Genomic DNA, 26838 nt, shown 5'->3' on the forward strand with positions numbered 1-26838 from the left:
ATAGTCGAAAATTTTAAAGACGCAAATTTCGGCAATAGGAGCTGAAAAAGCGATAAATAATTCGAAATAATTAAACATTTTTTTACTTTATTGTTAACAAAAACGTTATAGTATCAACGTTATCTGCATAATCCCACAATTGAGGATTTTGGGTTTGCCCGAATGCAACACTATTTTTTATTATATCGCTGCTAACGATACATTGAATTTGTTCTGCATCGGTTTCAAGTCTGGATTTTAAATCTTCCAGATTTTCATAATATTCATAAAAAACGCTGGAAATAGGCGAGGCGTAGCTCGAATCTTCTTTTAAAGTCAGGAAACCATTGTCTGTTAATTTAAAATTACTCATTAAGAAAACCGCTTTATTATAATCGTAATTATTAGCATATTTCTCATAATGAATAACATCCTGATATTTAAAAACGGCCTGAAAAAAAGCATCAAAAGTATATCCTTTCGGGACAAAAAGTTTAGATACATTTCGGCATCCTAAACCAAAATACCTAAAAATATCTTCTCCTAAAGCTTCCAGTTCTTCATTTGATTCTTTTCCGTTTAAAACGGCAGCCGAATTTCTGTTTTTTCGGATAATGGAAGGTTTGTCTTTAAAATAATACTCAAAATAACGTGCTGTATTATTGCTTCCGGTAGCAATTACGGCATCAAAATTTTCCAGCTTTCCTTCCACGAAAGTGATTTTATCTTTAAAACTTTCGTCGACAGCAATTATATATCGGGCCAGAAACGGCAGTAAATGCTGATCATTTGATGATGTTTTTACCAATGCCTTGTTTCCGGTAATTAAAACCGAGATAAAATCATGAAAACCAACAAGCGGAATATTCCCGGCTAAAATCAGAGCGACTGCTTTTTCTCCGCGAGACGATTCAAAGTTATAATTGGAAAGCCATTTGTCGATGTTTTCTTTTGTCAAAGCCTCTGCCCAGGATTTTACCGCAAAGTAAACCTGCTCTGGTGTGTACCAGCCATTATGTGATTGTGAAAGGTGAATTAATCTCTCAAAATCATCAAAAAAGATATCATTATATAAAACGTCAGATTTTTTTGCAGAAGCGCCTTCCGAAAACTGACTTAAAAATTTTCCTAATTCAACAAAAACACTTTTTTTTGTTTCTAATGTCATAATGTTTGTTTATGAATTGTTTTGATTGTAATTTTGCACAAAAATAAGCATAAATAAGTCGAAAGTCAAAAGTCATCAGATCAAATGCTATGAATGTCTTTTTTAGATTTTTCTGACTTTATAACTTTAAGACTTTTAACTTTAAAGATTAAAAAACATGGCAATTATTATAACTGACGAATGCATAAACTGTGGGGCCTGTGAACCAGAATGCCCAAATACAGCAATATATGAAGGAGCAGATGATTGGAGATATAAAGACGGAACAAGCCTTTCGGGAACTGTAATTTTACCTGACGGAACTGAAGTGAATGCTGATGACGCACAAACTCCAATTTCTGATGAAATCTATTATATCGTTCCGGGAAAATGTACAGAATGTAAAGGTTTTCACGATGAGCCTCAATGTGCTGCTGTATGTCCTGTTGATTGCTGTGTGCCAGATGATAATCACGTTGAAGATGACGAAACCTTGTTGAACAGACAGGCATTTCTGCATGGTGAATAAAAATTAAATTAATTTTTCAAAATATAATCCTGAGTGCGAACTCAGGATTTTTTTTTGCTTTATTCGAAATTTAAAAATCTTATTGTGTTGGTTTATAATATTTTATATTTTAGTGCTTATTTTTTTAATAAAAATTTAATACTTTAGTTGAAAATTTAATAAGCATATGAGGAAATTCATACTTTTATTTTTTGTTTTAATTGGATTTAACGCTTTTTCGCAGGAAGAGCAGTATTCTATTATTGTAAAAGATATAGAAACACAGCTTCCTATTGAAAATGCGACAGTTGTTATTCTAAAAACAAAACAAATACTGACTAGTAATAAAGAAGGTAAAGTAAGTTTTATGCTTACCGGCGGTTCTAATGTACAGGTTTCGGAAAAAAATTATGAAAACTTGACGGTACGCTGGACTTCTTTAAACGGAGATCAAAAATTTATTGTTTATCTGAAAAGCAATAATACTAAGCTGGATGAAATTGTTCTTTCTAAACAGGCTCCGCAAAAAGTACTTCAAAAACTTGTGCTTACATCGTCAAAGAGATTAGCCGATTCTTACAGGCTTAAAGTATATGTAAGGGAGTTTTTTATGTTAGATAACAAATATTCTTATTTTAATGACGGATTAGTTAATTTTCAATTTTCGGGAAGCCCTTCGACAACACTTTTGGTAGAACAAAACAGATCGTATGGTTTGCTGGAAACAGATATAAGTGCCGATTTAAGAGGGTATGATTTAAATAATATCATGAAGAATTATAATGATTTTAAATATTTTGATCCGCTTTTAGATCCAAAAGCAAAAAAAGAATATGATTTTATAATAAAAGGCCATCCGAAGAATAAAGATTATTATGTAATGTATATTACGCCTCTGGATAAGGCAAAAGATGCAATCGATAATTTTGAGATTGTTTATGATCCTGAAAAAAAGCTTATTATTGAATTTAAAATTGATGTTACACCGCAAAACCTTGATAAAGTTGAAGAAAAAACCGGAGCGAATTCTAAAAATATTACCAAGTCATTTATCAATGTTAATTACAGGTTAGACGGAGAAAATTATTATTTACTGGGTTCAAATGAAGAAATAGCTTATGATCTTATTTTGAAAGATCAGGTAAAGAAAATTCAGGTTCGCAATAGTTTTATCACCACAAATTTCAACAAACAAAATTTTACTTATAAAGAAAGTGACGTTTTTAAAGAGAAATCACTTTTTAATAAAAGAAACAAAATCCTGACCAATTACTGGGATATTTCGGGATTTGTTTCTACCGACGAAGAAAAGGCAATAATTGCTTCTTTGGATTATAAGCTGTAGGAGTTATAACTCTGAAAAATAAAAAAATCCTGAACTCAATAAGTTCAGGATTTTTTGTTTTTTATTGTTGACAGGCTGAACGAAGTCGAAGACCTTTTTTAAAAATTAAATCCAAGTCTGGCATAGTAATAAGCTCCGCTGAAACCCATTTGTACGGCATCCCAATATCCTCCGGCTTCTGTATTTCCCTGTTCATCCTGTTTTGTTGGATAAATATTGAATAAGTTGTTGCTTCCAATACTTAATTTTAAACTTTTTGTAAATTGGTATCCAAAAGTAAGATCGGTTACTAATTTAGGATTGTAAACATCATCTTCATCGGCATAATCGACCAAAACAACTTTGCTGAAACGTGTAAACGCTAAACCTGCATCAAATTTGCTTTTTGAATAGTTTAAGTTTAAACCAAATTTATTATCAGGCGCAGAAGCTAATAAAAAGGCTTTTTCGCGTTTTCCGAAGAAAGTTGCTTCGTCAAGACCGCCATTTTTTACTTTATCAATTTTCATGTCATTGATATTTCCAACCAATGTTGCGCCAAAATTTCCAAAATTAAAAGATTTTTTCCATGATAAAACCAAATCCAGACCATGAGTGCTTGTATCAACTCCATTTGCAAAAAACTGAGCTTCAGAAACACCAAGATTTAAAGCACTTGCATCAAAATATCCGGTTAGTACAATACGATCTTTTACCTGAATGTAATAACCGTCAACAGTTGCTGTAAAATCTCCAAAAGAAGCCGTAAAACCCAAAGATGCATTTACCGCTTTTTCTTCATTTAATTTACCAATTCCAAAGGCTCTTGTAATCTCACTGTTATTTGGTGCCAGTAAAACCTCAGTTGCGCCGCTTGCGTTAAAATTTGTAAAACGTAAATTATAATAGATCTGAGCCAAAGACGGCGCACGGAAACCCGTACTTACAGAACCTCTTAAATTAAAATGATCGCCAAGTTTTAATCTTGATGCCAGTTTACCGTTAACAGTACTTCCAAAATCGCTGTAATTTTCAAAACGAACGGCTGCATTTAACATAAAAGCTTTCGTTACATCCAATTCACCATCAGCATACAAAGAAAAATTGGTACGGCTTTCATTTACTTCATTTGCAGGGCTGTAGCCAGGAAAGCCCTGTGAACTTCCCGGTCTTGGATTTCCGGAAATAGGATCAATAGGAGCACTTTGAGTGGTTGGATCCGTAATTGGCTGTCCGTTTGTATCGTAAGTAGTATAAGATCCTTCTTCTCCGGCAAATATTTCAAATTTTTCTACTCTGAATTCAGATCCAAAAGCAATATTAAAACCATTAAGAACACTGTCATAATTTTTAGAAATATCAAAATTGGTTGTATTTTGAAGTAAGCTATGTCCTCCGGCATCAAATTCATGTGGAGACTTTTCTTCCAGCGAAGCATTTATTGTACCTTTAATATCGTATTGAAATTTATTTTTTCCGAAAGTATTACTTAAATCAAATTTCCATCCTCCCGAAGATTCAGTTTTAATTCCTGCAGCAACAGAATTATCATTAATTTTAGAAGTAATTCTAGGTGTATAACCGCCAGGGTATACTGATTCTACAACTCTTTCACCATCATTTCTGGTAAAAGCATAAGCATCAGTATCCCTAAAATTGCTTCCGCCAAAAGCATAAAACTCTGTTTTGTCAGCAATAGGAACAGAAAAATTGGCAAATAAATTTACACCGTGCATACTGGCATCACCAAAACCTTTTCTAAAATCATATGCAGGTCTTAAGGTTTTGTTTTTGTTTAAAAATTCTCCTGTAAAATTGGCATAACCGCCTTTTGTGCCTAGTGCAACTCCATAATTAGCAGCAACTCTAATAGAACCTCCGTCAAAATCCTGATCTTTTCCGTACGAATTTCCATTTCCGTCTTTATCTAATCTGTATCCTTTTGTGTTTGGAGTTCCGGGAAGGAAATCACCTTGAGCATGGGTATTAAAAACGCCATAAGTCACAGATCCTGTTAATTCATTTACATTGTCGTTTGTTATGATATTAATAACTCCTGCAATTGCATCAGAGCCATATTGGGCTGAAGCGCCGTCACGTAAAATCTCAATTCTTTTAATAGAAGCGGCAGGAATTGCATTTAAATCTGTTCCTGTGTTTCCACGGCCTCTTGTTCCAAATAAATTAATTAAAGACGATTGATGTCTTCTTTTTCCGTTAATTAACACTAAAGTCTGGTCTGGACCCATTCCTCTTAATGAAGCCGGATCGACGTGGTCAGCGCCATCAGATCCAGATTGTTTATTAGCATTAAAAGACGGGGCAACGTATTGAAGTAATTGGTTGATTTCAATTTTACCACTTTGCGTTGTAACGTCTTTTACATTAATAACATCGATAGGAACGGCTGAGTTTACTACAGTTCTTTTGGTACTTCTCGAACCTGTAACAACAACGTCGCTTAAAACCTGGCCGCCGCTTTCATCTAAATTGACATTTATTTTATCACTTGAAGCTGATTTTTCTACTGTTGTGAAGCCTACATAACTAAAAACTAATGTGGCACCGTCTTTCACTTTTATTTTATATGCACCTTCAAAATCGGTAGAAACCCCATTTGAAGTTCCTTTTTCGACAATATTAACACCGGGAAGCGGCGTTCCTGTTTTGTCCTTTACGACGCCCGAGACTTCTTTTTGGGCAAAAAGAAATGCTGAATTCAGTACAAATAAAAATAATGCAAACTTTTTCATGGTTGTTGGTTTTTTGGTTTGTTTTTTATTGATTATTTTTATAAAAGTAATATTTTTTAACAAAAACTTAATAAAAAGTTTAAAAATTTTTAAGAATAACCTTAAAATTGTATTAATGCACATTTTTACTTCGCTTACGAGGTATTAAATCTTATATTTGCAAAATTTTAAAGCCAAAAATATCATTTCGGCAGAAACCTAAAAATATCCATAAATCATAATCCATTAAAATATAAGCTTTAATGGCGGGCTTTGACAAATTCAGAGTCGATTAAAAATAAATAGAAACAACAGATGAAAGCAGGAATTGTAGGATTACCAAATGTTGGAAAATCAACATTATTTAATTGTTTATCTAATGCAAAAGCGCAGAGTGCCAACTTTCCGTTTTGTACAATCGAACCTAATATTGGTGTTGTAAACGTTCCGGATCCGAGAATTAATAAACTGGAAGAATTAGTAAAACCAGAACGCGTACAAATGGCAACCGTAGATATCGTAGATATTGCAGGTCTGGTAAAAGGAGCAAGTAAAGGTGAAGGTCTTGGAAACCAGTTTTTAGGAAACATTAGAGAGTGTAATGCTATTATTCACGTTTTGCGTTGTTTTGATAATGATAATATTGTACATGTTGACGGAAATGTAAATCCAATTCGTGACAAAGAAACTATTGATATCGAATTGCAGTTAAAAGATTTAGAAACAATCGAAAAACGTTTAGAAAAAGTAAAACGTGCTGCCAAAACAGGAAATAAAGAAGCTCAGGTTGAAGAAGCTTTATTAAACAGAATCAGAGAAGCTTTATTACAGGCAAAATCTGCCAGAACAATTGTTCCTCAAAATAATGATGAAGAAGTTTTGTTAGAAAGTTTTCAATTGATTACGGCAAAACCGGTTTTATATGTTTGTAATGTTGATGAAAGTTCTGCTGTAAATGGAAATAAATATGTAGATCAGGTTCGTGAATTAGTAAAAGACGAAGATGCTGAAGTTATTGTACTTTCAGTAGGAGCAGAGGCTGATATTACAGAATTAGAAAGTTACGAAGAGCGTCAGGTTTTCCTTGAAGATATGGGACTTGAAGAGCCGGGAGCATCTGTTTTAATTCGTGCAGCCTACAAATTACTAAAGCAGCAGACGTATTTTACAGCTGGTGTAAAAGAAGTTCGTGCCTGGACAATCAATATTGGAGCAACTGCACCACAGGCTGCGGGTGTTATACACACTGATTTTGAAAAAGGATTTATCCGTGCAGAAGTTATTTCATACGATGATTATGTTCAATATGGTTCTGAGGCAAAGGCAAAAGAAGCCGGAAAATTCAGAGTGGAAGGAAAAGAATATATTGTAAAAGATGGTGATGTAATGCACTTCCGTTTTAACGTTTAATCTTTTCTTTTTAGAGAATAGAAGAAAGAAGAAAGAAAATAGAACCGCTGGAGAAATTCAGCGGTTTTTTTGTGGGTATTTTTACCGCAAAGATTCGCTGTAGAGACGCACCGCAGTGCGTCTACGCAAAGGTTATTCATATAGATTTCAATTTAAATCGGCGCTTTCGCGAAAGCGAACCAGTAAAATCCGCGTGCCATTTTCGCAAAACAAAAAAATTTGGCTCAAAAATTGGTTACTGAAAAAATAACCAATTACTAATCTAAAATAAACCAATTAAAATGCTAAAAAAAACTTTCAAATTTTTGGGCTGGACGCTTTTTGGAATCTTCAGTTTTCTTATACTTTATGTATTATCAGTTTACCTGATTTCTAAAATCACAGTTAATTCAGATGCTGATTTTGTAAAACAAGAAAAAACAATTCCGATTTATATTCTTTCCAACGGAGTTCATACGGATATTGTGGTTCCTGTTAAAAACGAGATCAAAGACTGGCGAAATGAAATTCAGTTCAGCCAGACCCAATCAAAAGATTCTTTAATGAATTTTATTGCTTTTGGCTGGGGCGATAAAGGTTTTTATCTGGATACGCCGGAATGGTCAGACTTAAAAGCCAGTACAGCTTTAAAAGCCGCATTTGGAATCAGTTCATCGGCAATGCATACTACATTTTTTAAACAATTAAGAGAAGGCGACGACTGTAAACGCATTCTGATTTCAGAAGAGAATTATAAGAGTTTAGTCAATTATATTTCAGACAGTTTCAGCGATCCAATTCATCCACAATGGATTGAAGGACACAGTTACGGAAAAAAAGATGCTTTTTATGAAGCAAAAGGGAGTTACAGCCTTTTCTATACTTGCAATACCTGGGCAAACAACGCTTTAAAAGCGGCAAACCAAAAAGCAAGTTTATGGACAGTTTATGATAAGGGGATTTTTTGTCATTATAAATAATCTTGCTATGAAAAAATCAATTTTAATTGTAGCAGCAATTTTATTAATTATTTCGTGTAAAAAAGCAGACGCTGCGGCTTGTGAAGAATGTGTGATTTTATATTTTGAAACTCCGCAGCCAATTAACGATTCAGAGCTGAATAGTTTTCCAAATAAATTTAAAGGATTATATATGAATTCAGATTCGACTTTTATTCGAATTGAAGAAGATAGAATTTTGGAAGAATATTCCTGGAAACTCAAAATTCATAAATTAACATTAGATTCAACAAAGACAGAATATAATATCGTTAATGGAAAATTAAATAAGAAAAGATACGAATGATGAATATGATATGGTTCCAAAAGGTGATTCAATAGAATTAATCCAAAAACAGATTGATACATTATTTAGGTTTTCACTTTATAACAAAGCCAAACGTATTGATGGACAGTTAATTTTGAGCAGAAAAGATTCTATATTTTGGACTTCTCAATTTCTTTCAATTCAAAATAATACAATCAAATTTAAAAGACTTTGTGAAGAGAAAGATTTGAGAAAATTAGATTCTGTAACTAAAACTAAAGGCAAAATGCTCGATTCAACTTCTTATTTGGTTAAACCAACAAGAAGCGAATTCAAAAAGATTTTAAAAATTAAAAACTTAGGATTTGATCGTGAGTATAAAAAGATTTCGAAATAAAATCACATGGAAAAGATATAAAATCTCGCTAAAAAACAAGAATCCAAAATTTTTGATTATTGCGTAAATTTGAGAGAATATCAAAAAATCTGCAAATGAAAAATCAAAATATATTTTCAAAATCATGGTATTTATTAAAGAATACGTTTCTGGAATTTAATGATGATAATGCCATTAAATTAAGTGCCGCATTATCCTACTATACCATTTTTGCGCTGCCTCCTTTACTAATTATTATCATAACCATTTGTGGTTTCTTTTTTGGAGAAGAAGCGGTAACGGGTCAATTATACGGACAAATAAACAGATTGGTTGGAAACAACGCTGCGATCCAGATTCAGGAAGCAATTAAAAATGTACAATTATCAGACAGTAATGTTTTTGTAACCATTTTTGGGATCGTGATGCTTTTGGTGGGTGCTTCAGGAGTTTTTGCAGAAATCCAAAGTTCGATTAATTATATTTGGGGGCTCCGCGCCAAACCAAACAAAGGACTCAGAAAGTTTATACAAAATAGAATCATGTCTTTTTCGATGATTGTTTCTGTTGGATTTTTAATGCTCGTAAGTTTAATGCTCAATGCAACACTAGATGTTTTGAATGCACGTTTAAAATTGTATTTTCCGGATACAACAGTGTATTTATTTTATGTTGTCAATTTACTAATTGTTTTTTCGAGTATAACATTGCTTTTCGCTATTATCTTTAGAACTTTACCAGACGGAATAATTAAATGGAAAGATGCTTTTATAGGTTCATCATGTACGGCCATTTTATTTATGATAGGTAAGTTTGCCATTGGTGTTTACTTAGGGAATTCGACTATAGCGAGCGTTTACGGAGCAGCAGGTTCTGTAATTATAATTTTGGTCTGGGTTTATTATTCAGCAATAATTTTATATTTTGGTGCAGAATTTACGAAAGTGTATGCAAAATCCTTTGGCGGGCAAATTGCTCCAAATGATTATTCAGTAGAAATAAAAAAAGAGGTTTTTGAAATAGAAAACGCATAAAATTTATTTTAGCCATAAAAGCCATATTATATTTTTATTAAAATAAAGCCATATGATTTTTGTGGCTTAATTTTTGAAAGCATCAATTATATATAAATACCACAATATGAAAATAATAGCCTTTGGAGGAAGCAACAGCCAGCAATCTATCAACAAACGTTTAGCCGCGTATGCAGCCAGTTTATTTGAAAATGCCTATGTTGAGGTTTTAGATTTAAACGATTTTGCAATGCCTCTTTTTAGTGTTGATTTAGAAAAAGAAATCGGTCAGCACCAGATTGCACAGGCTTTTTTAAATAAACTGAAAGAAGCCGATATTCTGGTTGTTTCCATGGCAGAAAATAACGGAAATTACTCTGCGGCCTTCAAAAATGTTTTCGATTGGAGTTCCCGAATTGAAAAAGATGTTTTTCAGCATATCCCAATGTTATTACTGGCAACATCTCCGGGCGGAAGAGGCGGCGCATCTGTTTTAGGAATTGCCCAAAATCTTTTTCCACGTTATGGCGGCGAGATCAAAGGATCTTTTTCTCTGCCTTCTTTCAATGCAAATTTCGATCTACAGCAAAATAAAATCTCAAATCCCGAATTAGATCAGGAGTTGAAAAATATTATAAAATCTAGTTTTTAATTGATGAAAATAATGAAGAGAGGTTTTATATTTCTTTTGTTGAACATCATTTTTACCTTTTCAACATTTGCACAGAAATATAATGAAGTTGATAAAATCGTTTTAAAATATCCCAAAAATTTTAGCACTACAGAAGAATTGGCAGAAAGAATCAATGATGATTTTAAATCTGATTATGATAAAGCACGTGCCATTTACAGCTGGATTGCCTTTAATATAAAATACGATTATAATGCTTATTTAAATCCGCCCAGAACGCAGGGATTTAGTTATTCTACAGAAGCCGAAAAGCAACGCAAAATTAAAGAACTGAATGACAGGTTATTTCAAAAAGCATTTAGTTCTAAAAAAGCGGTTTGCGAAGGTTTTACGACACTATATCAGCATTTAGCAGAATTATCAGGATTAAAATCTGAAATAATTCGTGGAGATTCTAAAATTTCGGTGCGGGATATTGGCCGAAAAAATATTTCTTCTAATCACGCATGGAATATTGTTTTAATTGAAAGAAAATGGCGTTTGATTGATGTAACCTGGGGACAGGGCTACTTTGACAGCAGTAAAGGCCGAATGGTAACTGATTTTTCACCGGTTTATTTTGATACAGATCCCGATTATTTCTTTGCTAAGCATTTTCCCGATTCAGGTTCTTATCTGGGAGACAAATTAAATAAAGAAGATTTCCTGAACGGACCTTTGATTTATAACAAAACAATTGAATACGATTTTCAGATTAAATCCCCAAATTCAGGAATAATCGAAGCTAAATATGGAGATAAAATAGAAGTTGAAATTAAAAATCTGACTAAATCAGATCAGGTTTTTTATTTGAATAAAAGAAATCAGCCAGTTCTCGTTAAAAACTCAAAAGAAAAAAGAGGCGGTTTAGAATTTCAAATTCTGTATGACAATACGATTGGTGATTATATTACCATTTTTGTAAACACAAACAGTATTGTTTCTTTTAAAGTAATTCAGAAATAAAACGACTAATCAATCTCAACTCCAAATTTATATGTCGTTTAAAAAAATCTTTTCTATATTATTTTTTCTCAATATTGTTTTTATAAATTCAACTTGCTCACAACAATATATTGCTATTGATAGTATTGTATTAAAATATCCGGATTTTGGAAGCACAGAAAAATTAGCAGAAAAAATCAATGAAGATTTCAAATCTGATCGTGATAAAGCAAGAGCAATTTATAGTTGGATTGCTTTGAATATTAATTATGATTTGGAGACTTATTTAAATCCTCCCGAAAGAAAAAGTTATTCGGTTAAAGATGATGCCGATTTGGCTAAAAAAATGCAGTTAATAAATGAAAAAGAAACACAAAAAGCCTTTAGGTCAAGAAAAGCTGTTTGTGGTGGATATTCACTTATATATGCTCATTTGGCAGCATTAACCGGATTAAAATGTCAGGTTATAACTGGAGACGCTAAAGTTAAAGTTGAAGATATTGGCAGAAGAAATTATTTAATAAATCACGCATGGAATACGGTCCTTATTGATGGGAAATGGATATTAATTGATGCTACCTGGGGCGGTGGATATTATGATTTTAAACGAGAAATATTGGTAAAAAGATTTACGCCTATATATTTTGACATGGATTCAAAATACTTCAATGCGAAACACTTTTGCCGAATCTTCAATGTATAAAGCAAATACAGGAAATAAGATGGAGTTTTTAAATGGACCGCTTATTTATGATGCTTTGATAGAAGAAAAGGCTGAAATTTTAGAGCCATTTTCAGGGGTTATAAATGCAAATGACGGAGATAAAATTACTTTCAAAATTAAGAACCTTTCCAAAATTGACGACCTTTATTATCTGGATAAAAAAGAAAAGAGAGTGCGTCTTGAGAATGTAAAACAAGAAAATGGAATATTAGAATTTCAGATTACTTACAATAGGAAATTAGGCAGATTTATTGCTTTGCGTCTTTTTAACAAAGCTTTTGCGTCTTTTAAAATAATTCCTAAAACAAGCTGATTTGATAATGTTTTAGAGTAATAATTTGTATTTATTGGCGTATCTTAGCAATTCAAGATGAATTAATGAGATATGGAGGCAACTTTTCTGAAATCGATTTTAGATAATGATTTCTACAAATTTACGATGCAGCACGCTGTAATTAGACTTTTTCCAAAGGCAAAAGTTCGATACGGATTTATAAATCGTGGAAAACATAAATTTCCTGCCGGATTTGCAGATTTACTTCGCCATTCTGTTGACGCAATGGCTGATCTTCGTTTAACCAAAGAAGAAAAGAATTATTTATCTCATTATTGTCATTATCTGGACCCCACTTATTTAGATTTTCTGCAGGGATATAGTTTTGATCCGTCAGAAGTACAAATTTCTCAGGAAGGATCAGAAATTAAAGTTACAGTTGAAGGATTTTGGTACCGTACTATTTTGTGGGAAGTTCCGTTGATGGCACTAATTTCAGAACTTTTTTATAAATCCAGTCATTTAATTCGCTTAAATGACGAAGCCATAAAAAATCTGACCAAAGAAAAAATGGACAATTATAACAAACTGGGAGTTTCAGTTTTAGAATTTGGCACAAGACGCCGGCATTCGTATGATGTGCATAATTTGGTAAATGAAACGTTACAAACTTTTGGCGGACAAAGTTTTTTAGGGACCAGCAATGTACATTTTGCAATGGTCAATAACCGAAGACCTTTAGGAACACACGCCCACGAATGGTTTATGTTTCATGCAGCGCAATATGGTTTTAAAATGGCAAATTCGATAAGTCTGGAACATTGGACACAAGTTTATGGCGGCGATCTCGGAATTGCCTTAACAGATACTTATACAACAGAGATCTTTTTCAATCAGTTTGATAAAAAATATTCCAAATTATTTGATGGCGTTCGACATGACAGCGGAGATCCGGTTGAATTTGCAAAAAAAGTAATCGCACATTACACCAAAATGGGAATCGACCCAAAATCTAAAGCAATTGTTTTTTCTGATTCGCTAAATTTTGAAAAAGTAAAAACGATCGCCGATTTCTGTCAGGACAAAATAAAAATGTCATTCGGGATTGGAACAAATTTCACCAACGATGTTGGACTGCCTGCCATGAATATGGTTATAAAATTAACCGATACAAAACCCGATAACATACATTGGCAGGGCGTGGTAAAACTCTCAGATGAAAAAAATAAAAATACGGGAACGCCCGAAATGATTGCTTTAGCAAAAGAAGTGCTCGGAATCAAATAGATTTTTTGCTGAAAAAGCAGTTTTTTCATGATTTTGGTGCCCGTTTTATTTTGAAATCAATTTAAATAGATTTTAAACTGTTATTATTCATAACAAAAAAGAAATACGCTTTTATTTTTTCCCGATAAATGGTACATTAGCCAAAAATCCTAAATTCATTTATGCTAGAGCAAAATCAATACAATGAAGATAATATTCGTTCACTCGATTGGAAGGAACATATCCGTATGCGTCCGGGTATGTACATCGGGAAATTAGGGGACGGATCATCACCGGATGATGGTATTTACATTCTTTTAAAAGAGGTTCTGGACAACTGTATCGACGAGTTCGTTATGGGTGCCGGAAAAACTATTGAAGTAACAATTAAAGATAAAACGGTTTCGGTTCGTGACTACGGACGTGGAATTCCTTTGGGAAAAGTGGTCGATGTCGTTTCGAAGATGAATACGGGAGGAAAGTACGATTCTAAAGCTTTCCAGAAATCTGTTGGTTTGAACGGTGTCGGAACGAAAGCTGTAAATGCGCTTTCAAATTATTTCCGTGTAGAATCAGTTCGTGATGACAAACAAAAAGCAGCCGAATTCTCTGCCGGAAATCTGGTTCAGGAAGAAGATGTCATTGATACGACAAAACGTAAAGGGACAAAAGTAACTTTTACGCCGGACGAAACGATTTTCAAAAACTATAAATTCCGTTTAGAATATGTTATCAAAATGGTCAAAAACTATTGTTATCTGAACAATGGTCTGACGATTATTTTTAACGGCGAAAAATACTATTCAGAAAATGGACTTCGCGATTTATTAGAAGAAACCATCAATGAAGATGACTTAGAATATCCTATTATTCATTTGAAAGATCATGATATCGAGGTTGCCCTAACGCACAGTAAAACACAGTACAGCGAAGAGTATCACTCTTTCGTAAACGGACAAAACACAACGCAGGGAGGAACGCATTTAGCGGCTTATCGAGAAGCAGTTGTAAAAACAATTCGTGAGTTTTACAACAAGAATTTTGAAGCTTCAGATGTTCGTAAATCGATTGTAAGTGCGATTAGTATTAAAGTTATGGAGCCTGTTTTTGAGTCTCAGACTAAAACTAAATTAGGTTCAACCGATATGGGTTCTGATGATGGAACACCGGCAGTTTCGGTACGTACATTTGTAAATGATTTTATCAAAACCAAATTAGATAATTATTTACATAAAAACCCGCCGACAGCAGAAGCTTTATTACGTAAAATTCTTCAGGCAGAACGGGAGCGTAAGGAATTGTCAGGAATTAGAAAACTGGCCACAGATCGTGCAAAAAAAGCTAATCTTCATAATAAAAAATTAAGAGACTGCCGTGCACATCTTCCGGATACAAAAAACCCGAGGAACTTAGAAAGTACACTTTTTATTACCGAGGGAGATTCGGCTTCCGGCTCCATTACAAAGTCGCGTGACGTTAATACGCAGGCAGTTTTCAGTTTACGTGGAAAACCTCTGAATTCATACGGAATGACCAAAAAGATTGTGTATGAAAATGAAGAATTCAATTTACTGCAGGCGGCATTAGATATCGAAGACGGATTAGAAAAATTACGCTACAACAACATCGTAATCGCAACCGATGCCGATGTCGACGGAATGCACATTCGTTTGTTGTTAATCACTTTCTTTTTGCAGTTTTTTCCTGAATTAATCAAAGAAGGACATTTATATATTTTGCAAACACCGCTTTTCAGGGTTCGAAATAAAAAAGAAACCATTTATTGTTATTCTGAAGAAGAAAGAAAAGAGGCGATTGAAAAGCTAAAACCAAAACCAGAGATCACGCGATTTAAAGGTTTGGGAGAGATTTCGCCAGACGAGTTCAAAAATTTTATTGGAGATACAATCCGCCTTGATCCGGTTATGATGGATAAACATACTTCAATCGAGCAGTTGTTGTCTTTCTATATGGGAAAAAATACACCAGACAGACAAGACTTTATTATCAAGAATCTGAAAGTTGAAATTGATGAGCTTGAGGAAGTTTAAGATTTTTAAATAATAGAATGTCAAACGATCTTCAAAATAAAGTTATTTTTAAACAAGTTGCTGAATTATTACAAAATGCTCGGCAAGAAGTTTTGCGTACTGTAAATTCTACAATGACAATAACTTATTTTGAAATTGGAAGAATTATTGTTGAAGAAGAGCAAAACGGAAAAGATAGAGCTGAGTACGGGAAACAATTAATAAAAGGTCTATCTATACAATTGACGAAAGAATTTGGAAAAGGATTTTCTATTAGAAATTTAGAACAAATTAGACAATTCTATATGACTTATTCAAAATCCGAGTCACTGTCTCGGATTTTCGAAATTCAAAAAACGCAGTCAGTGACTGCGGAATTTAAGAAGTTAGATTATCAAACTTTATCTTCGTTTTTTCAACTGAGTTTTACTCATTATGTATTTCTAATGCGAATTGATGATGAGAAAGAAAGAAGATTTTACAAAATAGAATCTGAGAAAAACAATTGGAGTGTTCGTGAATTAAAACGTCAATATGATTCCGCACTTTATACAAGATTAGCTTTAAGTCGGGATAAAGAAGGAATTTTAAAACTTTCGGAAGAAGGTCAGATTATAGAGAAGCCAAAAGACATAATTAAAGATCCTTATATACTTGAGTTTTTAGGACTGCCAGAATTGAATCAATATTCTGAATCTCAATTAGAGGAAGAAATAATCAATAAGCTAGAGCATTTTCTATTAGAATTAGGCCAAGGTTTTACTTTTGTAGGACGGCAGCAGAGAATTACTTTTGATGACAAACATTTTAGGATTGATTTAGTTTTTTACAATAGAATTTTAAAATGTTTTGTTCTTATTGATTTGAAAATTGGAGAATTAAAACATCAGGATTTAGGACAGATGCAAATGTATGTCAATTATTATGACAGAGAAATGCGTTTAGAAGATGAAAACAAAACAATTGGAATTGTTCTTTGCCAGACTAAAAGTGAAGCGGTAGTTCGATATACTCTGCCAGAGAATAACGAGCAGATTTTTGCGAGTAAATATAAAACAGTTTTACCGAGTGAGTTAGATTTAAAAAGACTTATTGAGAACATATAACATCAAATTTATAATTTCGAATATAAATAATGAAAGACGAAGAAGACGATAACATAATTCCAAACGAAGACGAAAATAATTACGATGAGAATCAGAATGATGAAAATCAGGACGATGACTCAGAAGAAATTATAAATGTAGATGCCAGGCATTTTGAAGGCCAGCATTTTTATGAAAATGATGAAGAGGAGGGAGATGACGTCATTACCAAAGTAACCGGAATGTACAAAGACTGGTTTCTGGATTATGCCTCATATGTAATTCTGGAACGTGCTGTTCCTGCTATCGAGGACGGATTCAAACCGGTTCAGCGTCGTATTATGCACTCCCTAAAAGAGCTGGATGACGGCCGTTATAATAAAGTTGCTAATGTAGTAGGGCACACCATGCAGTATCACCCACACGGAGATGCGAGTATTGGTGACGCTATGGTGCAAATTGGGCAGAAAGATTTATTGATTGACTGCCAGGGAAACTGGGGAAATATACTAACAGGCGATGGTGCAGCGGCTTCACGTTATATCGAAGCGCGTTTGTCAAAATTTGCTTTGGAGGTTTTATATTCTCCAAAAATTACAGAATGGGGTCTTTCATATGATGGGAGAAAGGCAGAGCCAATTAATCTTCCTGTAAAATTTCCATTGCTTTTGGCGCAGGGAGCAGAAGGTATTGCGGTAGGTTTATCAACGAAAGTTTTACCTCATAACTTCAATGAATTAATTGATGCTTCGATTAAAATCTTAAAAGGGAAACCGTTTACGCTTTATCCTGATTTTATGACCGCAGGTATTGCCGATGTTTCAAATTACAATGATGGAATGCGTGGCGGACGTGTACGGGTACGTGCTAAAATTTCTCAATTAGACAAAAATACACTGGTAATTACGCAGATTCCGTTTTCTACCAATACTTCCAGTTTAATTGATAGTATTTTGAAAGCCAATGAAAAAGGTAAAATCAAAATCAAGAAAATTGAAGACAATACTGCCGCCGATGTTGAAATTCTGATTCATCTTTTCCCGGGGGTTTCTCCAGATAAAACAATTGATGCATTGTTTGCTTTTACAGCGTGTGAAACTTCTGTAGCGCCTTTAGGCTGCGTTATTGAAGACAACAAACCTCTGTTTATCGGAGTTTCTGAAATGTTGAAAATTTCAACTCACAGAACCGTTGATTTATTACGTCAGGAATTAGAAATTCAGTTAGAAGAATTAAAAAATAAATGGCATTTTTCTACTTTAGAAAAAATCTTCATTCGTGAAGAAATGTATATTGATTTCAAATTATACGGAGACAGAGAGTCACTTTATAAATATTTATATGATCGCTTTGAACCTTTCAAAAAATCATTCGTCAGAGAAATTAATGATGATGATTTACAGCGATTGACTCAGATTCCGATGATTCGTATTACGCGTTTCGATTCTGATAAAGCAGATGATTTGATTTCAAAACTGGAAGATGAAATGAAAGAGGTGGAGCATAATCTGGAACATTTAACAGATTTTGCAATTACCTATTTTACCCGATTAAAAGAGAAATACGGTAAAGGCCGTGAACGTTTGACAGAGCTTCGTGTTTTCGATAATGTTGAAGCTACAAAAGTCGTTTTACGTAATACAAAACTATATGTAAACCGCGAAGAAGGATTTGTAGGAACAAGTTTAAAGAAAGATGAATATGTTGGCGATTGTTCTGATATTGATGATGTAATTGTGTTTTTACGCGATGGTAAAATGATGATTACAAAAGTCGACGCTAAAACCTTTATCGGAAAAGATATCATACACGTTGCCGTTTTTGATAAAAGTGATAAACGTACGATATACAATATGATTTATCGGGACGGTAAATCGGGACCATCGTTTATTAAACGTTTCAATGTTTCAGGTGTAACGCGTGATAAAGCTTACGATTTAACGAACGGAACAAATGGTTCTCAGGTAGTGTACTTTTCGCATAATCCAAACGGGGAAGCTGAGGTTGTTACCATTTTACTGCGTCAGGTTGGAACTATTAAAAAACTGAAATTCGACATTGATTTTGCAAAACTGGCTATAAAAGGCCGTGGATCAAAAGGAAATTTGGTTACTAAATATCCAATCAAGAAAATCGAATTAAAAGAAAAAGGAATTTCAACTTTACTGCCAAGAAAAGTTTGGTTTGATGATACCGTAAAGCGTTTGAATGTTGATGGAAGAGGTGAATTGCTGGGCGAATTTAAACCAAGCGATAAAATTTTAGTAATAAGCCAGTCTGGTAAATTAAAAGTAATTATTCCGGAATTGTCGACTCACTTCGAAGAAGATATGATCATTTTAGAAAAATGGAAACCTAAGAAACCAATTTCAGCAATTTATTATGATGGAGAAAAAGAGCGTTACTTCCTGAAACGTTTTCTTGTAGAAAATGAAGGGAAAGAAGAAAGCTTTATTACAGACCATCCTAATTCGCAATTAGAAATTGTATCGACAGACTATCGTCCGGTTGCTCAATTGGTTTTTGCAAAAGTAAAAGGAGTTCAAAAAGATGATTTACATATTGATGTTGAGGACTTTATAGCTGTAAAAGGTTTTAAGGCTTTAGGAAACCAATTGACCACAGAGAAACTAAAACAAGTTAATTTGTTAGACCCTCTTCCTTATGAAGAACCTGTCGAAGAAATTCCGGAAAAACCAGAATTTAATGAAGATGAATCTGTTGAAACAGAATTAGATGATGATGGGCAGATAGGTTTGGTTTTAGAATAAATAAAAAACGCTGAGAATTAGATTTCTCAGCGTTTTTTTATTTTATAAAATTATAATTACCCTAAAGTTATACTATTATAATTTTTAATGGACTTCTCATTGCTGTTTACCGGCCTAAATTTGTTTTTCAAAAGAATTACAAATTAAAAAAGAATGAAGAATCAATTGATTTTTATAGTCTTATTGCTTTGTTCCTGCAGCAGTAACATTGAACTGGATGGCTATGTGTACGATTACGATAGTGAACGTCCTTTAAAAAATGTCAGCATAGTAATTAATGACAATACAATCCAAACAAACAGCATCGGTTTTTTTCGAATAGATATAAATTCGCACGCTCCATTTAAATTACTCTTTACAAAAGAAGGTTATGCTGCTAAAGAAATCAATAGAAAACCAGATTCTCTGGGGAGATTTTCAAAAAAAAGTTTAAAGTATAATAAGTTTTATATGTATAAAAAAGCAAGCGATTTTTCTAGATAGATTATTTAAAGTTTAAACAGCGAGTTCAAAGTAATCTCTTTTTTCTCCATTAATTTCTTTACAATTTTCAAAAAAGCAATCGCAGTAATATAGGCATCGCCCAGCGCCGTGTGTCTGTCTTTTTTTGAAATGTCAAATTTATCGGCAAGATCGTCTAAAGTATAGTGATCTTTTCGTTCAAATAGATGCGATTGAATTAAAGTCTTTTTATATAAATAAGCCGTATCTAATGTTTTATTCGTTAAATGCGGAAGTCCGTTTCGTTCCAGAGCTTTATTAATCATTGTAATATCAAAAATAGTGTGATGCGCAATGATTACGGAATCTCCTAAAAAAGTTAAAAACTGTTGTAAAGCTTCCAATTCATCAGGACGTTTAATAAGTAAATCTTTTAAAATACCATGAATTTGTGCTGTCGATTTATCATAATGATCCTGTTTGAGATACACTTCAAAACTATTCTCAATAGCGATAATTCCGTTTTGAAGAATTAATGCACCAATACATAAAATACGGTCATTTTCATAATCAAAACCAGTAGTTTCAGTATCTAAAACGACAAAACGAGTTTCTTCGATTGTGATACTTTCATTGAATAGATTTTCTTCTTTTTTCCAAAAATTAAATAATCCCATATTAAACTAAATTGGAGATGTTAAAGCGAATCGAAATAAGTTCCTGAAGTTCCTTAATTGTTTTAAAAGTACGTTTCAGTTTGATTTTTTCCATTTTGGATAATGATTCCAAAGCAATAAATTGTCCCGAATCATGGTGTAACAGTCCTTGTTTTGTCCTGAATTTCAATAAAGCCTTAAACGAATAGGAGCAGGATAGATACAATTCTCTGTTAGTCGGTTCCAGTTCAGCCAGTTTTTCAAAACGTTCTGCAGTATTACTGATTCCTTTTACCGAGTGGGATAAAATCAAAACACGGGCAGCATCTGTCAAAGGCATGAGTGCTCTTCGTTTAATATCAAAATGATCTTTATTTGCACCATCTTGTTCAACTAAAAACTGTCTGAAAAAGCCGGTAGGAGAAGGGCTTTGCAGTGCACCACTCACTAAATGCATATAAAAAATTGGATTTGCTTTTATGGTTTCAAATATATAATCAGATAAGTGATTTACAATTTCAGAGTCACCATAAGTCTTGCTGTAATCAAAAAATATAAACGACAATAAAACCTCATTTTTACCCGGATTCGTAATCCAGTGATGTACCTGATTTTTCCATTCATCAAGACTCATACACCATTTTGGGCTCGATGCCATCATTTCAGCAGGACAATAATCATAACCAATATCAAAAAGTCCTTTGTTTACTAAAGAAGCAAACTTCAAAAAGTAAATCCTTGTTTCGTCCTTAAAAACTTCATTTACATTTTCATAAACAATTGCATTATCCTGATCCGTATGCAGCATTTGTTCGCCTCGTCCCTGACTTCCCATTGCCAGCCATGCAAATTTTACCGGCGGCGGACTGCTCATTTTATCTAAACAAATTTCAATAACGCGTGTTGTGCAAGCTTCGTTCAGCTCTGTTATGATTTTAGAAATCAAGGTCATAGGAATATTTTGGTCTAAATAACCCTGAAGCAGCTGCATTATTTGGTTTCGGATAGGTTTTATGTCCTTTGTCTTTTTCGCTCTTTTTAATGCTTTGATTAAAACAGCCGGATTATTTCCGAGTGCAACCATAACATCATGTTTGGATAAAATTCCAACGGCTTTAGTATTTACGGTACCGTCTTTTGTTAAGCATAAATGACTAATGCTGCTTTTCATCATTGCCATTTGTGCTTCAGTAACGGTCATTTTTTTTGGATAGGTAATAACCGGTTTTGTCATTATGGTTTCGGCAGTTGTCGTTATGGGGAAATCCCCGGTTACGATTTTGTTTCGGAGATCTTTATCTGTCAAAATACCAATCGGAAGCATTTCATCAACAATCAAAATTGCGCCAACTTTCTTTTTATTCATAATTTTAGCAATCTCTTTAACCGTTGTTGAAGGACTGCAGGTTACGATTTTTTTTGAATATTTTATGGGAGCTAAATCAAAGGAATGGTTGCTTGAATTAAGGCTTTCATCCAGAAGATCATCACCATATAATTTATCTTTATGAATGTCTGAATACGGATTTCGTGTATTTGAAGCATAACTTTCAATCAGGAAATTACCAACATTTCGATTCTCAAGCGCATAAGGTTTAAAAACGGCGATGGGAATAGCATATAATATTGTTTCCTCATGTGCTGCGGCTTCCATAATATAATTTTCCTGTGCCAAAAGCGGGCGAAGACCAAAAATATCTCCTTCATCGCACATGTCGAGAACTGTATTTTTGGTACTTTTTTTCAAGGCCACGGCCCCTTTATGAACGACATAAAATGAATCGTGTGTTTTGTCATTTTCGGCAAAAATTACAGCATCTTTCTCCTTATAAATAATAGAAATTTGCTCAGATAGTTTTTCTAAATCTTTCTGATGAAGAAAATTAAATGGCGGATAACTTTTTAAAAAGTCTGCAACTCTTTGCGAAATGGTATTTTTCATTTGGTTAGTTTAAAGTTCTAAAATACTATTTAAAAGTATAAACGTAAAATAAACACTAAAGTTTCTTTTTTAAAGTTATAAAGAAGTATAAGTAGAGAAATACATTTTTTTATTGAAAGATAATTGCAGAAATAAAAATCGGGTTTTGTTAGTATAAAAAAAGCCCCAATTTTGGGACTTTAATTTATTATTCTGCTCTAAAAACCTTACCTCTCTGTTTTTCTTCAGAACCAACCATTCCAAATTCAAAAGTATAGGAATCTTTTTCAGTTGTCAGGATCTTCATGCTGATTGCTTTTTCTTCGGCCATGTTTTTTGGGTGTTTCTTTTGTAAAACATATTCGCAATCGCTTACCCAGCGTATCGTAGATGTATCTGTTTTTCCTTCAAAAGTTTCAATTTCTATGCTGTCTCTGCGCTCAAAAAAAGTAGTTTTTTTAACGCCATTTACTTCAAACTCAAATTTAAATTTTCCGTTTTTAAAGTCTTTGCAATTATGTTCGGCATTATAACAGGAAACTAAAGTCAGAAAAGGAAATAAGAATATAATTTTTTTCATTTTAGATATTTTTTTAAAATCCAGATGGAATCAAAAGAATTTGATTTATAAGATTTTGAGTTCACTTAGATTTATAAAGGAATCATTTCAATCTTTTTAATTCATCATCGGTAAAGTTCTTGATTTCTTTTTCTTTCGCAAACTTTTCGGCATTGTAATTTTCGGATTTATTTCTCGGAATCGATAAACTTTCCCACGAACTCTTTTTTAATTGTTTGGCATAAAAAACAATCTGTCCAACATGATAAGGATAATGTGCCAATTGGCGATTAATAGCTTCAATAACCGTATGACCTTCATTTCTTATATAAATAATATCTGAAAGCTGCTCCGGTTTTAAACTATTAAGAGCATTTTCTAAACAGTTCCAGCCTTTATTCCAGATTTCTAAAATTTCTTCTTTAGAATGTAAATCATTTTCAAACTCAGCATCACGATTTCTCCATTCTTTTTCACCATCAGAAGTTAGAAAATCTGTCCAGCGCGAAAGCATGTTGCCGGAAATATGTTTTATAATTGTGGCAATGCTGTTAGTATCTTCATTTATAGCAACAAAAAGCTGGTCGGGTTCTAATTGTTCTATTGCTTTTTCGCCCAGCATTTTATAATATAAAAACTGTTTTTTGACACTTTCTAAATACGAACTATCTGCACTCATAACTACACAATTTTTATATCATATTTATCTAAAAGTCCCACAATTCCCTGAGTTGAGAATTGTGCTTTTCTCATGGCATTAAATTCAGGATCAATTTTGTAATTGTAAGCCGTTGTAAAATCAACAGCAGCTAATTGTGTTTCATTAAAAATGGCGCCGTCTAAATTACAATCAGCAAAAACAGAACTCGTTAAATTTGTTCCAATAAAAGTGACTTCACGTAATGATGAATTAATGAACTTTGTTTTTGGCATTTTTTTATTAGAAAAGACAGCATAATCTAACGTACATTCTTCAAAATGAACCTGAAACAGAAAATCGTCACATTCATGAAAACCAATCCCAAGAAGTTTACAGTTTCTAAATGTTACATTTTTTAAACTCGTTCCGGCTAAACTTGTCATGGAAAGGTTGCAATCAATAAATTCGCAGTCTAAAAAGCTATTTGAACCAAAATTGCTATTAGAAAAATCACAATTTTTAAAGACACAATCTTCAAACTCACGATTGTTGATTCGTTTATCAATATAAATAACTTTTTCGAATGTTTTTTGAATGTGAATTATACCTTCCATGTAATTTAATTATAGATTAAAAATTTGCTTCTTATGAACTATTTAGTCATTGAATATGCCTTTCATAATAATTTTCAATCCTAAGAAAATCAGAAGCATCGAACTCAGACAAGCCACAATTCCAATTCCTAAAACCAGATAATGCCAATCGTTTTTCTGATTTTGAAACGCATTGTAAATTAATGAAGGTCCAATAAACATTAGCGGCAGAGCGCCTGTCAAATATTTAATCCCTTTTCCTAATAATTGTTTGTTTGTTGCCATTTTTTTTTCAGGTTTTCTTTTCGAATTTCAGACTTCAGATTTGTCCTTTGTCGATATGCAAACGATATGATTATTTTATCGTTTATTTATTATAATTGTCAACAGCATTTCTCACGCTGCCGTATTTTTTTAATAATTCTGAAGCTTCTTCATACGAAACCGGAATTTCTCCCATAATCATTTTAACCCCGCGGTCTACCAGTTTAACATTGCTCAGCTGCATATCGACCATTTTGTTGCCTTTTACTTTCCCAAGCTGAATCATTGCTGCAGTCGAAATCATATTTAAAACCAGCTTTTGTGCAGTTCCGGCTTTCATTCTCGAACTTCCGGTAACAAATTCAGGTCCAACGACAACTTCGACAGGAAATTTTGCTGTCAGCGCAAGCGGGCTTCCGGCATTGCAGGTAATACAGCCTGTAACGATATTATTTGCATTACAAGTTTCTAAACCGCCAATAACATACGGAGTGGTTCCTGAAGCAGCAATTCCAATAACAACATCATTTTGGTTAATGTTATGTGACTGTAAGTCAATCCAGGCCTGCGTCGCATTGTCTTCGGCATTTTCTACCGCACGGCGAATTGCAGTATCACCGCCCGCAATAATTCCGTTTACCAAATCAAAGGGAACGCCAAAAGTAGGAGGACATTCTGAAGCATCAACAACACCCAAACGTCCGGATGTTCCGGCACCAATGTAAAAAATTCGTCCGCCCAGCTTTAAATTGGCGACAACCTGCGCTACCAAAGCTTCGATTTGCGGTATCGCTTTTTCGACAGCGTGCGGTACAGTTTTGTCTTCCTGATTAATATTGGTCAGCAGTTCGTGAACTGACATTTTTTCTAAATGTTCGTATTTTGAAGATTGTTCGGTTGTTTTTGTAAAAGTCATTTTTTGTCGAAATAGTTATCCTCCAAAATTAAACTTTTTTATGGCAAATCATGAAAAATTAAGAAGTAAACTCATTTGCATTTTTAATCTTTTTTTGTTGATTTGTGTATCAGCAAACCCTTAGGAAACCTTGCAGAATGAACTAAAATATTATATTTGTTAAATATTAAAAACAAATGGATAAATTAAGTTTTTTGAACGGTATAGCCTGGATTTCTGTTTTTGTGTCGCTGCTTCTGGCTTTCTTTTTATTAACCGTAAAGACAGAAAATAAACTCGCCAATCGTTTATTTGCTTTCTTTTTTATTTTAACCGCAATCGATCTCAGCGGATTTTTCGTTTATGAATTTATCGAAGGACAATTAAATCTCGAGGTTTTTAGATGGACAACCTGCCTTTTGGGAATGCCTTTATTTTATCTTTTTGTTTTAGCAGTTTGTTATTCTGATTTTCAATTAAAATGGAAACATTTTTTACATGCGATTCCCTTTCTATTTGTAAATTTTATTTTTATTCCGAGGTTTTATGCTGTTGGTGAAGCAGAGAAAATTCAGTTTTTTAAAGTGCACAATCAAATGCCCGAAATTTTGTTTTTTCATATTACGGTAGAAGTTCAGTACGTGTTTTATATCATTAGTGTTTATTTGATTTTGAAGAAATACAAGGCACTTTATTTAGAAAATTATACCGATACAAGTTTTTCAACCTATAAATGGCTTTTTCAAATAACAACCGTTTTTGTTATTGCACATACCATTGTGGTATTAAAAAATTTATTGCGTTATACTAATTATAATGAATCATTTATTTGGGCGAATATTTTGGTTGGAAGTGTGGCACTGCTTATTACCTGCTGGTTTATAATGAAAGCATTAAATCATCCGGAACTTTTCAGGGGAATAAATTCTAAATTGAAATTAACAAAAGACATTCTGCCGGAAGAAGATAAAAAACCAGAATTAGTAAACAGTCAAAACGAATTGATTCATGCTCAAATCGTGACTTTAAAACAATACATGACAGAGAAAGAGCCTTATTTAAATCCTTCGCTTACGATTCAGGAATTAGCAGGTCAGATTAATATTCCGGTTCGCGATTTATCGATTTTAATTAATCACCATATCGATCAGCATTTTTTTGATTTTGTAAATGAATATCGCATTCAAAAGGCAATGCATATTCTAAAGAATCCTTCCAAAAAAGATCTTACCGTTTTAGAAATTTTATATGATGTTGGTTTTAATTCAAAATCTTCGTTTAATACTTCTTTTAAAAAATATACGAATTTAACACCAACAGCTTACAGAAATAGTTGAAAATAAAGACTTTGTAAAAAGTCGTACTTTATA

26 protein-coding genes are annotated in these 26838 nt (G+C 33.2%); 17 read left to right on the forward strand and 9 right to left on the reverse strand.

Translation table 11 applies throughout. The features are described 5' to 3' along the window. Nucleotides 1-82: 82 nt before the first annotated feature. Entirely contained in the window at nucleotides 83-1147 is a 1065-nt protein-coding gene (locus ASE21_RS09720; protein ID WP_057122453.1) for an acyl-CoA reductase, read from the reverse strand. Nucleotides 1148-1304: 157 nt separating this feature from the next. On the opposite strand from ASE21_RS09720, the gene ASE21_RS09725 reads away from it, so the two are divergent. Together ASE21_RS09725 and ASE21_RS09730 are read left to right on the forward strand one after the other, a co-directional pair. Further along, nucleotides 1305-1655 carry a 4Fe-4S dicluster domain-containing protein gene (locus tag ASE21_RS09725; protein WP_057122456.1) on the forward strand — a complete coding sequence of 117 codons (351 nt, stop codon included), beginning with the start codon at nucleotides 1305-1307 and terminating at the stop codon, nucleotides 1653-1655. Nucleotides 1656-1821: 166 nt separating this feature from the next. Continuing rightward, a complete protein-coding gene (locus tag ASE21_RS09730) occupies nucleotides 1822-2979 on the forward strand; it encodes a hypothetical protein (RefSeq protein ID WP_057122458.1) in 1158 nt (385 codons plus the stop codon). A gap of 98 nt (nucleotides 2980-3077) precedes the next feature. On the opposite strand, the gene ASE21_RS09735 is transcribed toward ASE21_RS09730, so the two are convergent. After that, entirely contained in the window at nucleotides 3078-5711 is a 2634-nt protein-coding gene (locus tag ASE21_RS09735) for a TonB-dependent receptor (RefSeq protein WP_057123170.1), read from the reverse strand. A gap of 294 nt (nucleotides 5712-6005) precedes the next feature. On the opposite strand from ASE21_RS09735, the gene ychF reads away from it, so the two are divergent. From ychF to ASE21_RS09800, 14 genes are all read left to right on the forward strand, one after another. After that, entirely contained in the window at nucleotides 6006-7100 is a 1095-nt protein-coding gene (ychF, locus tag ASE21_RS09740; protein ID WP_057122461.1) for a redox-regulated ATPase YchF, read from the forward strand. A 281-nt stretch (nucleotides 7101-7381) separates the two neighbouring features. Beyond that, nucleotides 7382-8059, forward strand: a complete 678-nt coding sequence (locus ASE21_RS09745) for a TIGR02117 family protein (protein ID WP_057122463.1) — start codon at nucleotides 7382-7384, stop codon at nucleotides 8057-8059. A 7-nt stretch (nucleotides 8060-8066) separates the two neighbouring features. Then, nucleotides 8067-8384: a hypothetical protein gene (locus ASE21_RS09750; protein ID WP_057122466.1), complete on the forward strand. Its 318-nt coding sequence runs from the start codon at nucleotides 8067-8069 to the stop codon at nucleotides 8382-8384. 10 nt (nucleotides 8385-8394) lie between these two features. After that, nucleotides 8395-8742, forward strand: a complete 348-nt coding sequence (locus ASE21_RS09755; protein WP_057122468.1) for a hypothetical protein — start codon at nucleotides 8395-8397, stop codon at nucleotides 8740-8742. A gap of 95 nt (nucleotides 8743-8837) precedes the next feature. Then, complete coding sequence (locus ASE21_RS09760) at nucleotides 8838-9755, forward strand: YihY/virulence factor BrkB family protein (RefSeq protein WP_057122470.1); 918 nt, start codon at nucleotides 8838-8840, stop codon at nucleotides 9753-9755. Between the two features lie 106 nt (nucleotides 9756-9861). Next, nucleotides 9862-10386 (forward strand): NADPH-dependent FMN reductase, encoded by a 525-nt coding sequence (locus ASE21_RS09765; RefSeq protein WP_057122473.1) that lies wholly within the window; start codon nucleotides 9862-9864, stop codon nucleotides 10384-10386. 3 nt (nucleotides 10387-10389) lie between these two features. Next, nucleotides 10390-11370 (forward strand): transglutaminase domain-containing protein, encoded by a 981-nt coding sequence (locus ASE21_RS09770; RefSeq protein ID WP_057122475.1) that lies wholly within the window; start codon nucleotides 10390-10392, stop codon nucleotides 11368-11370. A 31-nt stretch (nucleotides 11371-11401) separates the two neighbouring features. Further along, complete coding sequence (locus tag ASE21_RS09775) at nucleotides 11402-12052, forward strand: transglutaminase domain-containing protein (RefSeq protein ID WP_242410247.1); 651 nt, start codon at nucleotides 11402-11404, stop codon at nucleotides 12050-12052. Further along, nucleotides 12018-12386 carry a hypothetical protein gene (locus ASE21_RS22280; RefSeq protein ID WP_242410248.1) on the forward strand — a complete coding sequence of 123 codons (369 nt, stop codon included), beginning with the start codon at nucleotides 12018-12020 and terminating at the stop codon, nucleotides 12384-12386. The genes ASE21_RS09775 and ASE21_RS22280 overlap by 35 nt, the downstream gene beginning before the upstream one ends. Before the next feature lie 72 nt (nucleotides 12387-12458). Beyond that, the gene (pncB, locus tag ASE21_RS09780) at nucleotides 12459-13634 is read left to right on the forward strand and encodes a nicotinate phosphoribosyltransferase (RefSeq protein WP_057122477.1); all 1176 of its coding nucleotides are present in this window, start codon (nucleotides 12459-12461) and stop codon (nucleotides 13632-13634) included. 161 nt (nucleotides 13635-13795) lie between these two features. Continuing rightward, the gene (locus ASE21_RS09785; protein WP_057122478.1) at nucleotides 13796-15664 is read left to right on the forward strand and encodes a DNA topoisomerase IV subunit B; all 1869 of its coding nucleotides are present in this window, start codon (nucleotides 13796-13798) and stop codon (nucleotides 15662-15664) included. Nucleotides 15665-15681: 17 nt separating this feature from the next. Continuing rightward, nucleotides 15682-16749, forward strand: a complete 1068-nt coding sequence (locus tag ASE21_RS09790) for a YhcG family protein (RefSeq protein ID WP_057122479.1) — start codon at nucleotides 15682-15684, stop codon at nucleotides 16747-16749. 29 nt (nucleotides 16750-16778) lie between these two features. After that, entirely contained in the window at nucleotides 16779-19499 is a 2721-nt protein-coding gene (locus ASE21_RS09795; RefSeq protein WP_057122480.1) for a DNA gyrase/topoisomerase IV subunit A, read from the forward strand. Between the two features lie 153 nt (nucleotides 19500-19652). Then, nucleotides 19653-19982, forward strand: a complete 330-nt coding sequence (locus ASE21_RS09800) for a hypothetical protein (protein ID WP_057122481.1) — start codon at nucleotides 19653-19655, stop codon at nucleotides 19980-19982. Nucleotides 19983-19987: 5 nt separating this feature from the next. On the opposite strand, the gene ASE21_RS09805 is transcribed toward ASE21_RS09800, so the two are convergent. The 7 genes from ASE21_RS09805 to murQ form a co-directional block, all read right to left on the reverse strand. Further along, a complete protein-coding gene (locus ASE21_RS09805) occupies nucleotides 19988-20617 on the reverse strand; it encodes a PolC-type DNA polymerase III (RefSeq protein WP_057122482.1) in 630 nt (209 codons plus the stop codon). Nucleotide 20618: 1 nt separating this feature from the next. Further along, complete coding sequence (locus ASE21_RS09810; protein WP_057122483.1) at nucleotides 20619-22538, reverse strand: DUF294 nucleotidyltransferase-like domain-containing protein; 1920 nt, start codon at nucleotides 22536-22538, stop codon at nucleotides 20619-20621. Between the two features lie 187 nt (nucleotides 22539-22725). Then, complete coding sequence (locus tag ASE21_RS09815; protein WP_057122484.1) at nucleotides 22726-23097, reverse strand: hypothetical protein; 372 nt, start codon at nucleotides 23095-23097, stop codon at nucleotides 22726-22728. A gap of 82 nt (nucleotides 23098-23179) precedes the next feature. Further along, nucleotides 23180-23755, reverse strand: coding sequence for a DUF1572 family protein (locus ASE21_RS09820; protein ID WP_057122485.1), 576 nt, complete (start codon nucleotides 23753-23755; stop codon nucleotides 23180-23182). A gap of 2 nt (nucleotides 23756-23757) precedes the next feature. Further along, nucleotides 23758-24330, reverse strand: a complete 573-nt coding sequence (locus tag ASE21_RS09825; RefSeq protein WP_057122486.1) for a pentapeptide repeat-containing protein — start codon at nucleotides 24328-24330, stop codon at nucleotides 23758-23760. Nucleotides 24331-24372: 42 nt separating this feature from the next. Next, nucleotides 24373-24594 carry a DUF6095 family protein gene (locus ASE21_RS09830; RefSeq protein WP_057122487.1) on the reverse strand — a complete coding sequence of 74 codons (222 nt, stop codon included), beginning with the start codon at nucleotides 24592-24594 and terminating at the stop codon, nucleotides 24373-24375. 82 nt (nucleotides 24595-24676) lie between these two features. Then, nucleotides 24677-25489 (reverse strand): N-acetylmuramic acid 6-phosphate etherase, encoded by an 813-nt coding sequence (gene murQ / locus ASE21_RS09835; RefSeq protein ID WP_057122488.1) that lies wholly within the window; start codon nucleotides 25487-25489, stop codon nucleotides 24677-24679. A gap of 176 nt (nucleotides 25490-25665) precedes the next feature. Here murQ and ASE21_RS09840 point away from each other — a divergent pair, with 176 nt between their 5' ends. Continuing rightward, a complete protein-coding gene (locus ASE21_RS09840) occupies nucleotides 25666-26805 on the forward strand; it encodes a helix-turn-helix domain-containing protein (RefSeq protein WP_057122489.1) in 1140 nt (379 codons plus the stop codon). The last annotated feature ends 33 nt before the right edge of the window (nucleotides 26806-26838 follow it).

This window comes from Flavobacterium sp. Root901, from assembly GCF_001429765.1.
GTDB lineage: Bacteria > Bacteroidota > Bacteroidia > Flavobacteriales > Flavobacteriaceae > Flavobacterium.